The sequence below is a fragment of the Lacticaseibacillus styriensis genome (assembly GCF_030770295.1).
Lineage (GTDB): Bacteria > Bacillota > Bacilli > Lactobacillales > Lactobacillaceae > Lacticaseibacillus > Lacticaseibacillus casei.
The window spans coordinates 2,047,564-2,061,300 of record NZ_CP132483.1; the positions used below are offsets into that span (position 1 = coordinate 2,047,564).

Annotated in this window: 13 protein-coding genes; all 13 read right to left on the reverse strand. The window is 38.5% G+C overall.

Annotated elements, in window-relative coordinates; translation table 11 throughout:
* Positions 1 to 29 precede the first annotated feature (29 nt).
* The 13 genes from rfbB to LACSTY_RS09795 all read right to left on the reverse strand — a co-directional run bounded on the left by rfbB (position 30) and on the right by LACSTY_RS09795 (position 13,733).
* Entirely contained in the window at positions 30 to 1,055 is a 1,026-nt protein-coding gene (rfbB, locus tag LACSTY_RS09735) for a dTDP-glucose 4,6-dehydratase (RefSeq protein ID WP_087912494.1), read from the reverse strand.
* A gap of 2 nt (positions 1,056 to 1,057) precedes the next feature.
* Positions 1,058 to 1,624 (reverse strand): dTDP-4-dehydrorhamnose 3,5-epimerase, encoded by a 567-nt coding sequence (rfbC, locus tag LACSTY_RS09740; protein WP_306391019.1) that lies wholly within the window; start codon positions 1,622 to 1,624, stop codon positions 1,058 to 1,060.
* A 5-nt stretch (positions 1,625 to 1,629) separates the two neighbouring features.
* On the reverse strand, positions 1,630 to 2,505 hold the full coding sequence (gene rfbA, locus LACSTY_RS09745; RefSeq protein WP_087912496.1) for a glucose-1-phosphate thymidylyltransferase RfbA: 876 nt from the start codon (positions 2,503 to 2,505) through the stop codon (positions 1,630 to 1,632).
* A 336-nt stretch (positions 2,506 to 2,841) separates the two neighbouring features.
* Positions 2,842 to 3,525 (reverse strand): sugar transferase, encoded by a 684-nt coding sequence (locus LACSTY_RS09750; RefSeq protein ID WP_225362689.1) that lies wholly within the window; start codon positions 3,523 to 3,525, stop codon positions 2,842 to 2,844.
* A gap of 183 nt (positions 3,526 to 3,708) precedes the next feature.
* The gene (locus LACSTY_RS09755) at positions 3,709 to 4,881 is read right to left on the reverse strand and encodes a glycosyltransferase family 4 protein (protein WP_087912497.1); all 1,173 of its coding nucleotides are present in this window, start codon (positions 4,879 to 4,881) and stop codon (positions 3,709 to 3,711) included.
* Between the two features lie 177 nt (positions 4,882 to 5,058).
* The gene (locus LACSTY_RS09760; RefSeq protein WP_087912498.1) at positions 5,059 to 6,069 is read right to left on the reverse strand and encodes a glycosyltransferase; all 1,011 of its coding nucleotides are present in this window, start codon (positions 6,067 to 6,069) and stop codon (positions 5,059 to 5,061) included.
* A 51-nt stretch (positions 6,070 to 6,120) separates the two neighbouring features.
* Positions 6,121 to 7,053 (reverse strand): glycosyltransferase family 2 protein, encoded by a 933-nt coding sequence (locus LACSTY_RS09765; RefSeq protein ID WP_087912499.1) that lies wholly within the window; start codon positions 7,051 to 7,053, stop codon positions 6,121 to 6,123.
* Positions 7,054 to 7,059: 6 nt separating this feature from the next.
* Entirely contained in the window at positions 7,060 to 8,190 is a 1,131-nt protein-coding gene (locus LACSTY_RS09770; RefSeq protein ID WP_087912500.1) for a glycosyltransferase, read from the reverse strand.
* Entirely contained in the window at positions 8,187 to 9,005 is an 819-nt protein-coding gene (locus tag LACSTY_RS09775; protein ID WP_087912501.1) for a DUF4422 domain-containing protein, read from the reverse strand. Before LACSTY_RS09775 ends, LACSTY_RS09770 begins: the two co-directional genes overlap by 4 nt.
* Positions 9,006 to 9,037: 32 nt before the next feature.
* Positions 9,038 to 10,465, reverse strand: coding sequence for a flippase (locus LACSTY_RS09780; protein WP_087912502.1), 1,428 nt, complete (start codon positions 10,463 to 10,465; stop codon positions 9,038 to 9,040).
* A gap of 54 nt (positions 10,466 to 10,519) precedes the next feature.
* On the reverse strand, positions 10,520 to 11,638 hold the full coding sequence (gene glf / locus LACSTY_RS09785) for a UDP-galactopyranose mutase (protein WP_151466728.1): 1,119 nt from the start codon (positions 11,636 to 11,638) through the stop codon (positions 10,520 to 10,522).
* Positions 11,639 to 11,712: 74 nt separating this feature from the next.
* The gene (locus LACSTY_RS09790; protein WP_087912503.1) at positions 11,713 to 12,936 is read right to left on the reverse strand and encodes an O-antigen ligase family protein; all 1,224 of its coding nucleotides are present in this window, start codon (positions 12,934 to 12,936) and stop codon (positions 11,713 to 11,715) included.
* Positions 12,937 to 12,989: 53 nt separating this feature from the next.
* Positions 12,990 to 13,733 (reverse strand): CpsD/CapB family tyrosine-protein kinase, encoded by a 744-nt coding sequence (locus LACSTY_RS09795; RefSeq protein ID WP_306390913.1) that lies wholly within the window; start codon positions 13,731 to 13,733, stop codon positions 12,990 to 12,992.
* Positions 13,734 to 13,737: the final 4 nt, after the last annotated feature.

Sequence of the window (13,737 nt, forward strand, 5' to 3'; positions counted from 1 at the left end):
CTCGCATCAATGATCTTGTTTAGGAACCATCATTGACCATTTCTTTGATATTTTTCTTCAACAGCGGACTTCTCATCTTGCCACCAGCTCCGATGATCGGTATACCACTTAATTGTGTCCGCCAAGCCTTCTTCAAAGTCTGTGTACTTTGGCTTCCAGCCCAGCTCCTCTCGAGTCTTGGACGCATCAATCGCATAGCGCATATCGTGACCTGGACGATCTTTAACTTGATCATAGTAATCGGTCGGTTTGCCCATTAACTTCAAGATCAATTCAAGAACCGTCTTGTTGTCCTTTTCGCCATTAGCACCGATCAGGTAAGTCTCACCGATTTTGCCTTTGGTAAGAATATCCCAAATAGCTGATGAATGGTCATTTGTATGGATCCAGTCACGAACATTTTTCCCGGTTCCATAAAGCTTTGGTTTGATACCGCTCAGGATATTGGTAATCTGTCGCGGAATGAACTTTTCAATATGTTGATACGGGCCATAGTTGTTCGAGCAATTTGAGATCGTAGCTCGTACTCCAAAAGAGCGTGCCCACGCATGAACCAACATGTCGCTCGCTGCTTTAGTTGAAGAGTATGGACTTGACGGATTGTACCGACTGTTGACCGTGAATTTCTCACCAGGGCCTTCTCCGTGGCCAGGCAAGTCTTCGCGCAAAGGCAAATCACCATATACTTCGTCCGTTGAGATATGGTGAAAGCGCACATCGTATTTGCGGGCGGCCTCAAGCAATGTGTACGTGCCAATTACGTTGCTATGTAAAAATGGGTCTGGATTAATCAGTGAATTGTCGTTGTGGCTTTCAGCCGCGAAGTTAACAACAGTATCAACTTGACCCATCAGTTTATCAACGAGCTCTTTATTAGCAATATCGCCGACTACCAACTTCACCCGATCGCCTAAAACATCTTCAATGTTTGCCTTGTTTCCTGCATAAGTTAGTTTGTCCAAAACCATAATCTGAACATCCGGATGGTTATTATAAACAAAACGAACAAAGTTTGAGCCAATAAAGCCCGCACCGCCTGTAATCATTAGTTTCATTATCAAATCTCCCCATAAACGAAATTGTTTTCAGCATCCTTTAACTGTGGATGATGCTGATCTTTCTCCGACATAATAAGGTGGGCGGTTGACATCGGCCACTCGATACCGATATCAGGATCGTCAAACGCAATACCTCGATCAGCTTCAGGTGCATAGTAACCTTCAACCTTGTAAACAAAGTTAACATTTGGTGTCAAGGTAATAAAACCATGTGCAAAACCCTTAGGCACCAACAATTGTCGATGATTATATTGGCTTAAAATATAGCCTTCCCATTGACCATAAGTAGGTGAACCTTTGCGGATATCAACCAAAACATCCTCTACGACACCAGTTACAACGCGTACGAGTTTAGTTTGAGCGTAAGGTGCCATCTGATAATGCATCCCTCGGAGAACCCCTGCCTCCGCCGATAGGGACTGATTATCCTGATTGAAATCACTCTTGATGCCGGCTTCCACAAACTTTTCACGTGTATAGGTTTCCGTGAAGAATCCACGATTGTCGCCAAATACATCAGTTTCAACTAACTTAACATCTGTTAACTTAGTAGGTATTGTTTTCAAAGCCATTATTTAAGTTCCTCCTTAACGAGCCGCAGCAAATACTGACCGTAATCATTTTTTTTGAGCGGCTGTGCCAGTTTCTTGAGCTGATTAAGATCTATGTATCCCATACGATAAGCAATCTCTTCAAGGCAAGCCACTTTTAAATTTTGCTGTTTTTCGATAGTTGCCACAAAACTTGAAGCATCTAGAAGCGAATCATGAGTTCCTGTATCTAACCATGCGTATCCTCTACCCATGACTTTGACATCTAATTGTCCTCGTCGAAGATATTCTTCATTAATGTCTGTAATTTCTAATTCGCCACGAGCTGATGGTTTAACATTTTTAGCAATGTTAACGACATCATTGTCATAGAAATAAAGTCCTGTGACCGCATAATTACTACGAGGATGTTGAGGCTTTTCAACAATCGAAATGGCATGTTGCTGATCATCAAATTCGACCACCCCAAAACGTTCTGGATCAGTGACCTGATAACCAAATACAGTAGCACCTGATTTTTTTGCAGCAGCATCTTGTAACAGTTTAGACAACCCGGCACCGTAAAAGACATTATCACCGAGAACCAGTGCAACAGTATCGTTTCCAATGAAGTCGGCACCTAGGATGAACGCTTCAGCAAGACCATTAGGTGCATTCTGAACTTTATATTGGATGCTCACACCAAGATCGTGTCCATCACCAAAGAGTTTTTCAAATTGCGGCAAGAATTCTGGCGTTGATATGATCAAAAATTCTTTGATCCCGGATAGCATCAGTACAGAAAATGGGTAATACACCATAGGTTTATCATAGATTGGTACTAACTGTTTGCTAGTTGCCTTCGTTATTGGATAGAGCCTTGTCCCTGATCCTCCCGCTAAAATAATCCCCTTCATTAAAACTCCTCCTCCATTAATTCTTTAAAACAAGCTTTTAAATATTGAGCTCCGATTACAATCTTTCGCTAGCGCAAATAAGGGTAATATAAGAAGAATGACTATTAGAAACTTTGCATTTTGTGTCTGTCCCTAAAAAGAGCCTTCGTCTATACCTGAATCAACCAGATTATAGAAACGAAGGCCACACTAGGCGAAGCGCGTAAATGTCGTCTGAGCGACTTGCCTGCGAATTCATGAATAGGCAAATTGCATTTTTAGTCTTACACTTTGATTTCAATTAAACATTCGACGGAAAAAAGGAAACAAATAAGATCTTCCTATCAGTTACAAGCATCAGAAAGCGCCATCTGCTTTAAAGATAGAACTTATATTTTTTAGTAAAATAATCAAATCATAGTGGAAAGATCGATGACCCACATAATACAATTCAAGCTGTGCACGTTCCGGGTAATGTATATTACTCCGTCCACTAGCCTGCCATAAACCCATAGCACCAGGTTTTGCTTTCAACAATTCGTCGACATGCTCTCCGTATTCAGATAGTTCACTTTCTACCACAGGGCGTGGTCCAACCATACTCATCTCACCCTTAAGAATATTAATAAACTGTGGTAGCTCGTCTAAAGAGGTCTTCCTGATGAATAAGCCTAGTTTGGTTATTCTAGGATCTTCTCCAGCAGGAAGTTTATAGCTGTTAGCTAGGTACTTTTGATACAAAACGCGGTTACTTTTCAAAACATTCTCAGCGTTGACTACCATGCTTCGAAATTTATAAATCTGGAATTTCCTTCCATTTTGACCAATACGCGTTTGTTTGAAAAAGAGCGGTCCTTTGTTTTTTCCAAATGAAAAGAACGGAAGAAGCAACAAACTTGTAAAAGCTACAAGAATCAGCCCGAGCACCCCACAAAGAACATCAAAAGCCCTTTTCTGCAAAAGATACACAGATGATACCCCCTCATCATCTGCTTGCGAATTCTGTTTATGCGTTCGATCTGTTAACATGCGTTTTTCCAAAATCTACCCCTCCCCAAAGTGCTTCCTAAAACAAAAGCTCTGCTACATTTTAAAACATTCATAACAATTGAGCAAGGAAATATAAAAGTCAATAATTTGTCCCAAAAAGTTTTGTATAAAAATCTGATTCTAAAGATTCTTGCCGCTATGTTCTAAAAGAATCTTTTTAAGTGATAAAGCATATCAGCAAACATTTGTTTCTTGAACAGTGCTTTTCTGAATACTTGAATATGCTTTGTACGTAAGGAGTGCAGCGTTTTTGTAACTGAAATAGGACTTATAGCCCTTGTTTATACCATCTATGGTTTGTTCTTTAGCGAATAAAATTGATTTTCTGATTGAACGAGTACTGTAGGGATTGCACTGAATACCAAACTTATCAAATTTATAAAATCTAACCGGGCAAAAGAAATCGGAAGAGGTAACGACAGGTATGCCACAAAAGAGCGCCTCTATAGTCGCTAATCCTGAAGATTCTTGAAAAGAAGGCAAAACATGAACTAATGCATTTGAATATACAAAAGCCATGTATTCCTGAGAAACCTCGTTTATAAAGTAAGTGTTTCCACGTTTCTTTGCGTAAGAACGGACTTTTCGATTATAACGTTTGTCACCTTTCGTTGAGCCAGCAAAGACCAATGGAATATCCGGGACATTCTTAAGGGCCTTCAGAATTCTTAGTTGATTTTTTAACGGTTCAACACGTGCTGCACACAGAACATATTTTCCAGATATTTTCTCCAAAATTCGCAAGTTACACGGTAAAGATTCAGGTAGATTTTTTTTTGGAGTAAATATGCTCGAGTCCACTGCATTGGGGACTATTGCCCACTTAGAATTATTCTTAAGTGCCGCCTTAAAAGTGTCCTTTAATATTGACTCTTCCTCGACAGAATTAGGCAAAATGATATCTGATATCCGCAACAATTTCTCAGCCTTCTTGAATAAATCGCGAGAAAAGAAATTCTTCTTTATGGGGAGATTCCTTAAGAGCAGTTTAAGAAAGAGAGTTGTGAGTTTAACTATTGGCTTTGGTACGTCAATAAAACCTCTTCTAGAAAGCGCGCCTATGACAAATGAGTCATCTAATCTCCAATATACCGGAGATAAAGCAACTTTTATGCCAACTTCTTTTGCAATTTCAGCATAGGCAAGACTTGCCTCAACCGTTTGGGGCTGCATATTAAAAATATGAACAATGTCTAAGTGCGCGTCTTTCAGATCTTTAGGAGACGTAATAATACTGCAGTGAACACCGTGGTCCGCTTCCAAATATCTCTTTGTGTTAAGAAGCTGTATACTATCGCCGCCCATTCTGGTTAAAAAGTCTGGCCGCACAGCAAATCCAACATTCATACGTCTATCTCCTTCAACTTGTTATCTCAGTCGGTTTACGGGCATGCTTTTAAATAAAAAACACAATATATGCAAGTATAAGCTAAGCGCCTGCTAAACAAAATGTTATTGATTGCCGCCTTTCAGCATAAGCACTTCCTTCATCTTACCTCATAAAAGTTTACTTTAAATTGTTAATTAAAAGATAACTGGAAGCTTTTGAAGAGCTTCTTTAAGCATTTCACCATTTTGAACTTTCTTAGAAAAGATGCGAGCGTTATGATATATCTGATCTAACTGACTAGGCAGTAAAGAGTTAACCATCGACTCTATTTGGAGTAAATTATCGACCGCAATTCCCAAACCAAGTTTTAAAACAACATCAGCTAATGCGGAGCCTCGCCAGACGATTAGTGGAACACCTGATGCTAGATATAAGGAAGCTTTGTGCGGCGAATTAAGTCGAAGATATTCTCCTGATGTGCCATTGATACCGTTGATTGAATCTCCGTCCCAAACTAACCCCCAACCGTCGACCATTTTTGATGGTAAAATGCCCGAATCGACAGCCCCATGAAAAGTTACCGATTTTGAAAACTGTGACGGTTGCATTCCAGCTCCATACACATGCCACTTTAGTTCACCTAGTTCAGAGATACGTTTCAAGAATGGTGACTTGGCCAAATTACCAGCAAAAATAATATTTGACGATTTGTGTCTTGACGGGGGAATTTTGTCTACACGATAGTCAAAAAAATTAATTACAGAAATTCTATTTGCAAGACCATTGTTTTTCAGAAATGAAGCCATTGAATCATTATGTGCGATGATAAAATCGGCTTTTTTTAGTAAATCTAATTCACGCTCTACTGATACATTAGACGCAAGACCTTGGACAGAAATCAAATCATGAATAAGAAAAACGCTCTTTGCATTATGCCTAATCAAGGTCTTATGTAAAAGTTTATAATCGAAACTGTTGAAAGGAAGCGGATACTGGACAAGTACCAAATGGTCCGAATTAAGCATTTTCGAAAGAGAATGAATACCGCGTAAGCGCTGTATTTCCCGTGTCACTTTATTGCTAGCATTTGACTTTGGTATTTCCGCGCTCGTTATTCCCATTTTTCCAGAAAAAAACTTGATATCGTTCCGAGCCTTAAATCCAGCATCGAAACTCTTCTTATTGTGTCCATCAAATTCTATCATAAACTTCTCTCTTTCAATATAAAGACTGAACCCAAAGTTCACCAATAATAGCTACATTTTTGAAGTTAAAAATAAGAAATAAAAGGATAGAGTCCCAACTAATGAACTCTTTTTAGTCCTATATCTAATTAGCCAATGGAGTTTTGATAAGAAATGCCCAGATCCTTGTAAATTAATAAACTCATTTAACATTTTCTTGGATTCTTTTGAGATATCTTTATCAAATCTCGCGAGAAACAAACGATTTTGACACATCTGTTTTGTAAATAGGTCTCGTTGTTTGTCATAATTTAAAAGTTTATTAATTCTTGATCTTAATGAATGACTGACCCCTACCGCATTGTGATCATGTTGTCGATAGCCAAGTGTCGGAACGGGACAATAAAGAACATTCCCCAAAAAACTCGCTATCATTGTGAACCACCAATCGTGCATCACTATAGAGTCAGCATCTGCCAATTTTACACGTTCCGCTAAGCTCCGGTTGATGAGCATCGTGCAACCAGTAACAACATTTGTTACTACGACGCTATCAGGAGAAACATGTGAATCATCTGGAAGAATATTCTCTTGGATTTCTTTCCCAGATTGATCTACCGTATCCATGTTCGTATAAACCAGTGTCGGCTTTTCATCATTGTGGTTGTTGAGCTTGTACAAGCCGATAGTATGGTTGATCTTCGATGGATACCAAATGTCATCCTGATCCGCAAACATAAAAAATGGTGCCTCGACGGAGGTAAGCATTTTTAAAAATGATTTTGCTGGTCCTAAATTCCCCAATGAATCTTTAAACAATTGGATTCGTCTATCAACGTGAACATATTCGTTGATTATTTCAAGTGTCTTATCTGACGAACCATCGTCACGAATTAAAAGCGTCCAATTTTTAAAGTCTTGGTTAATAATCGAATCAAGTTGCTCTTTCAAAAATTTTTCGCCGTTAAATGTTGACATTAAGACGACAAGATGATCAAAAGTCATTCATCCTCACTCCCCACGATATAAACCCCTTAAAACTTCAAGAACGCGATTACGCATTTCAATGTGGTTATACCCTATTTCGGACATTCGTTTTGTCTCGTTAATTCTTCTATGTTTCTTTGTAAGAATAATCTTCTTACTCCAAAAATCGGCGGATCTCTTTAAGTCAAGAACATGAATCAAATTTGGTAAATGACGCCCGAGGGGAACCCTACTTGAAACATAAATTGGTAAACTGTTTTCTTGAGCCTCTATCAGCGTAAAGCTCAGTCCCTCATTTAATGAAGGAAAAAGCAAAACATCAATACCATTATAAAGATCCTCTAGCTTTTTTTGTCTTCCTAAAAAGTGGACGTTATCCTTCATGCCCAATTTCGCAGCTTTTTGTTCCAGCATTGTTCTCTGGGTTCCTTCACCCACAACTAGTAGAACAGAATTAGGTTCTTGCTTAAGGATTGCATAAAATACGTCTAAAGCAAAAGAAACATTTTTACGCATTTCTAAAACCCCTATAGTGGCAAAAACTGTTGCCCCGTCAAGTCCCCATTCGCTTCGCACTCTCGATCTGACCTCTGGATTAAAAGCATACTTCTCCAATACAATTCCATTCGGAATTATTTGCGCACTGCCCTTCTTAAGAACATATGAAGGGAACATCCACCGCGCTGCTTCTTCTGAAACTGCGACAAAGGCATTGATAAGAAACATAGCGGCAAAATATTTCCCAATAACGTGGAGAAATTTCAGGACACTTTTTTTCAAGCCATGAACTTCAGTGCCAAAATAGGTATTGTGTCCATGCACAACAATTTTAGCACGCATTATAATTTTGCAAAAGATCAATGGTAATATGTTCCAGCTCGCTGAATAGTTGAAATAAACAATATCAAAGTCTTTTTTGTGATGCTTTGTGAAGTTAAACCAACCTTTAAGGTGCTTAACATAGCTCTTATTTGCCGGGGGAACAGAATAAAAAGACCATCCCGCAGACTCGAACAATTGCTCGTTCTCAGTACTTCCTGAGATGGCTAAGCCTGAAAATACAAATCCTTTTTCCTTAACTAAAAAAGCATTCTCAATAAAAGTTGTAACCCCGCTGGCAGGTAAGAAGTCAGCGACGACCAGTACCTTCGTCATAGAGGTCGCCCCCCTTTTCTTTTGTCACGATTAGAAATATGCGTTGTAACATAGCCATTTTTGTTAAACTTGTTAAACAAAAAAACAGAAATTTTTTTTACCCAATGCTGTTTTTCTGTAAACTTGTAATCACACTCTGTGTAGGACACATTATTAGCTTTAATCCAAACGTCCATTAAAAATTCTGCAAGAAAACCATCAACTCTTGCCTCATTTCCTCGTAAGCTTTCGAAATCTATCAAACTATCAACTTGATTCAAGATCGAAAACAACCAATCTGTGTATAATTGGAAGGCCTGCTTCTTCATTATGAACATATTGAACATATGTGCTGATCTAGCATTTAATACTTCAGAAAAAGCTTCTCTATAAACCCTAGGTTGCTTGTTCATTACTTGTTTTAGAGAATCAAGCCCAATACGATCATGTGAGTGATAAAAGTGGGACTCAATTGTTTCAATGTAATAGTGCCGTTTCTTTGGTAATACTACATCTGCATGACCTAGAAGACGCTCTACATCGTTTGAGTTTACCAAATGATATTGTCTATCAAACCAGCTTTTTCGAATAATAAAGTACCTGCGGTAATGCACTAATCCTATGGCATCGAATGTGAGATTATATTTTGACCAATAAACTCCAGTTAGTTCATTATAATGCGGATTTTTCTCGGAAATATTGATACCAGTATCATCTCTGCGAAAACCTAATGGCGTTGAATTATGGAATGTACTCCCAACAAATACAGGAACGTAAACTGGATCATCCGGTGTCTGAACGGCTTTATGCGCTGCTACTACAATTTTAATTAGCAAGTTCCCAACCCTCTTTATTAAAGTTCAAAAAATTAAACTCTTGTTTTTTTGAGATCTCGTACCATGTCAATCAACTTGTGCGGCTTTAATAGCAATAAAATCAAAACATAGATTAGTGCTCCAAGTATGACCGCCGATGTAAGCTTCACAAGGTTTCTTAATGGCATAAAACGCATATACCAAGATATATAAATACCCATTAGTGTGGCCGAAAGCAAGTACTTCCAAGTTTCGGCAAAAAGCCGAGAAACATTCATTTGGTGTCGAATGCGTACGAGTTGATACAAAGAAACTACTGCTTCGGAAAAAACAGTCGCAATCATTGCCCCAATAGCGCCCCACGCAATAATCATTGGGATATTTAAGATGATATTAGTGACTGCCCCCAAAATAACCGAAACGGTGAATGGGTGCGTTTGGTTAGTCGGCAAAAGATATTGTATTCCAATTGCGTTACTAATCCCTACCAAAACAATAACGGCTGATTCAATTGCTAGAAGCATAGCAACTGCGTTAAACTTTGATCCAAAAAAAACACTTGTAAAAACGGGAGAAACAGCTATAAGACCGGCTGCCATCGGAAAGGCCAAAAGCAAAATAAAATGCATTGATTTGTCTAATGAAGAAACAACTGCTTGTCGGTCCCCTCTGGCAAAAGAATGTGCCATGTGCGGTAACAAGACCGTACCAGTTGCAGTAACTATTGCTAAAAGTATCTTTATGATCTTGTCAGAATTATCATAAAAACCAGCAGCCTGAACGCCTATATATAAGCCAAGCATAGTTTTGTTCAGTTGCAAGTATATCTGAGAAGCGATTTGTGGAATAAACATGACAAGAGTCGGCTTCATGTGCTTCCAAATCTCCATATCACGTAGAACTGGCTTGGACACATATTTTGAAAGATAAGGGATAAGTGTTATGTTTCCAATGAATTGGGATCCACTCAGTATTAAAATATACAACCACAAATCTGCTTTTGACTTAATGAGGGTAAAGATCAGAATTAAAGAAATTACTTTTACAAAAGTATTCCTTACAACTGTAATTCTAAATTCTTCTAATCCCTGAAAAAACCAAGAAACATCAATTGCCGAAGCTAATAACAGAAGCCCTTGAATTATATAAAACAGGGCATATTGTCCCGTCAAACAAATAAATATAATATATAGAGCCGTGGCAATTCCAGTAGTTATAAACTTAAAAAAGGTGAGTTCCCAAAATATATTTGACAGTCGCTGTGAATCGTCTCTTTGATAAGCAACTTCTCGATTCCCGTAAACTGTTATTCCTAAGGTGCCAAACAAGATGAAGTATTGAACAACAGAGTTTGTATACGCGTTTATTCCAATTCCGGTTGGCCCGAGCACTCGAGAGACATAAGGAATGGTAATAATCGGCAATAACAGAACGAAAACCTGATACCCCATGTTCCACAAAAAGTTTTTTACTACCGTCATAAAAATCCTCGATTACTAAGTTTAGAGTTTGGTCAAAGTACATTTACTACCGGATTAATTTTGTTTAAAGAAATCCCCTTTGACAAACTGCAGCGCCGCAGTTATAACCTGATCCATATTATAATACCGATAAAGACCCAAGCGCCCCCCAAAAGCAACCTGAGGAAACTCTTTTTCCCCAAGATCCCTATATTTCGTAAACAGATGATTATTCTTATAATCATTAATAGGGTAGTAAGGCTCTTTGCCTTTCTCCCACTCAGCTGGAAACTCACGCGTAATTATAGTTTTGCCTTTGTTTCCTTTTCCAAACTCGAAATGCTTGTGCTCGATAATGCGAGTAAACGGAGTAGCAGAATCCGTGTAGTTAACCACTGCGTTTCCTTGGAAGTTATCAACATCCAACAATTCACTTTCGAAACGCAGACTGCGGTATTCTAAGGTGCCAAGCCGATAGTCAAAAAATTGATCGATCATTCCAGTAAATACAACTTGATCAAATCTAGATAAATAGTCATCTTTGTCTGCCAAAAAGTCAGTATTCAATTCAACACTTATGTTCGGCTGATCTAACATCTTTTCAACAATTTGTGTATATCCATTTTCTGGAATACCTTGATATAAATCATCGAAATAATTATTATTATACGTAAAGCGTACAGGCAATCGTCTAATGATGAATGCTGGTAACTGCTTAGGATCTCTTCCCCATTGTTTAGCTGTATAGTCCTTAATCAGCTTATCATATATATCTTTTCCTACAAGCGATATTGCCTGTTCTTCAAGGTTTTGGGGAGTTTTACCTTCCATAGATGATCTTTGCCTATTAATTTCTTCTTTCGCCTGTTTTGGCGTAATAACCCCCCACATTTTGTTGAAGGTATTCATATTAAAAGGGAGATTGTATATCTCACCTTTATAATTGGCAATAACCTCATTGGTATAACGGTTAAATTTGGCGAACTTATTAATATATTCCCATACCGCCTGGTTACTTGTATGAAAAATATGAGCCCCATACTTATGAACTTGAATGCCCTCAATTTCTTTTGTATAAATGTTACCCGCCAAATGATCACGTTTTTCTACAACGGTAACATTGTCTCCCTGTAAAGCTCGTTCACGAGCAACTGTTGCACCGAAGAGTCCTGCACCAACAATCAATAACTTCATTCAAATTACCCCCGAAAAGTTTTTAAATACAATAATTCATCATTTTGAAAATTAAAGCTCAAGTAAAATCTTGTCTAATTGCGTGCTAGCTTTAAATTTCCCCCATCTGTTTCAGAAAAGACTTTTTCACTCTTGTAATGCACTGCTAAGCTACCCAAACACATAAACGGCAACGCCATGTCCAGGGTGACAAGTTTTGTTTCAACAAGACCGAAAAAGGCCATCGCAGTTAGCCAAAACAACAAGAACCAATTCTCATAAATTTTTGCTCGAAGAGCACAATATACAGCATACACAATTTCAAGAGCCGCCCCAAACCATCCAAAGATCATTACCGTGTACATATATTGATTATCAACGAACAAATATTTGACATTAATCGACCAAGCATAGTAAGAATTAGCTAATTCAGCAATGCTTGCCCCAAAAAAGCTTTTTTGTGCATAATACTCGTATATAAGTTTCAAGAGTTCCGGTCGGCCAGATAACAACCCGTTTAATGTTTGAAAAGCTCTAGAATTGGAAGGGAGAATCACGGAAATTACAAAGGATCCAAAAAAACATATAAACGGAGCTGCTATGCAAAAATATATCAGCAAGCGCTTTAAGCTTTTACTCTTAAAAATATCGTGCATTCCCACTAATGCTGCAAAACTAATGACCGCCAGGAAAGAACCGCGGGATCTGGTCAAAAGGTATATCAGTATGCCGCCAAATACTAAACCTAAAACTGGCCACTTTTTTCCTTTAGCGTACAGATAAAATGCCTCAATCATTATCATCATAAGGTACATTCCTAGAGCATTAGGATGATGAAAACCGAAAGATAATCGAGTTGAATCGTCCAACTGAATTTCCGGACTTGTTGGTAGCAACTGAAGATTATTTCCCACAAAAAGTAGTACAGTCACAACTATTCTCGAAAAAAAATCTGCCCGAACTAGATCTCTGAAAGGAACTACTTGGGAACTCCAAACCAAAAACACAAAGCCAATTACTGGAATTTGCTGATTCACGAAAAAGTATCCGTAAATAACAATTAGGAAAAGGGGCCCCGTGATAATCCAATTTAAAAGTGACCGTTTGTGAAACAAGCCTAGAAATAAAAGTATTGAAGCAAGAACGTACGCTGTTTTATTTCCCGAAGAAACCAAGTTAGGAAAAGCCGAGGGTTGATCAACTGGACTAATCATCGACTCTGAGGTCAAGCCAAAAATAAGTAATAACCAAAAATAAACAAACAGATACATTTTAACCAAAATAGGCTGAAAAGCATCTTCTAAATTATTTGTCTCCATGTATATCCCCTAAGCCAAACAGTTGCATTATATATTTTATAATGTAATTTCTGTTATTCTCTTCCTGAACCCTCGCCATAACCGTAACCATAGCCTCTGTCTCCGCGTTTTGCTTTAACGCGTTCTACTGAACCCAATATCTTGGCATTGGCTAACTTCAGAACCTCTACTGTTCTGCGAAGATCTCCTTTTAAAGTTTTGCCCATATTAGCCACAACAACAACTCCATCTGTCTTTGGCACCAAAACCTGCACATCAGATACAGCTAAGACTGGTGGCGCATCAAGGACTACAACGTCATACTTTGTCCTTGCCCAATCCATTAATTCTACCATACGTTTCGAGTTTAGAAGCTCAGAAGGATTGGGCGGAATTGGTCCAGATGTAAGTACACTTAAGTTGTCAACGAAAGTATCCTCAATGACGTCACCAGCTTTATCCTTACCAGTTAAGATTGTCGTGACGCCGTCTAAGTTTAACGTCCTGAAAGTAGCATGAACTGTTGGTCGTCTCAGATCTGAATCAATCAATAAGACCTTTTTACCAGCTTGAGCCCAAGTAACAGCCACGTTAGCCGAAACAGTTAATTTCCCTTCAGACATTGCAGACGATGTAAACATAATCACTTGACAGCGATGCAAGGCAGCACCTGCAAACTCAATATTCGTTCGAACTGTTCGAAATTGCTCTGAGACAACATGTTTAGGCTCGGCGAATGTAACTAGCATCACCCCGTTCCTCTGGGTTTCCTGATCCTCTTGATGGCGATTAAAAAGCCTTGGAAATGATAAACTCATTCTT

Excerpts from the sequence above, each read along its gene's own strand:
- rfbB (WP_087912494.1), bottom strand. The coding sequence starts at position 1,055 with ATGAAACTAATGATTACAGGCGGTGCGGGCTTTATTGGCTCAAACTTT.
- rfbA (WP_087912496.1), bottom strand. The coding sequence starts at position 2,505 with ATGAAGGGGATTATTTTAGCGGGAGGATCAGGGACAAGGCTCTATCCA.
- LACSTY_RS09755 (WP_087912497.1), bottom strand. The coding sequence starts at position 4,881 with ATGAATGTTGGATTTGCTGTGCGGCCAGACTTTTTAACCAGAATGGGC.
- LACSTY_RS09760 (WP_087912498.1), bottom strand. The coding sequence starts at position 6,069 with ATGATAGAATTTGATGGACACAATAAGAAGAGTTTCGATGCTGGATTT.
- LACSTY_RS09765 (WP_087912499.1), bottom strand. The coding sequence starts at position 7,053 with ATGACTTTTGATCATCTTGTCGTCTTAATGTCAACATTTAACGGCGAA.
- LACSTY_RS09770 (WP_087912500.1), bottom strand. The coding sequence starts at position 8,190 with ATGACGAAGGTACTGGTCGTCGCTGACTTCTTACCTGCCAGCGGGGTT.
- LACSTY_RS09780 (WP_087912502.1), bottom strand. The coding sequence starts at position 10,465 with ATGACGGTAGTAAAAAACTTTTTGTGGAACATGGGGTATCAGGTTTTC.
- glf (WP_151466728.1), bottom strand. The coding sequence starts at position 11,638 with ATGAAGTTATTGATTGTTGGTGCAGGACTCTTCGGTGCAACAGTTGCT.
- LACSTY_RS09790 (WP_087912503.1), bottom strand. The coding sequence starts at position 12,936 with ATGGAGACAAATAATTTAGAAGATGCTTTTCAGCCTATTTTGGTTAAA.
- LACSTY_RS09795 (WP_306390913.1), bottom strand. The coding sequence starts at position 13,733 with ATGAGTTTATCATTTCCAAGGCTTTTTAATCGCCATCAAGAGGATCAG.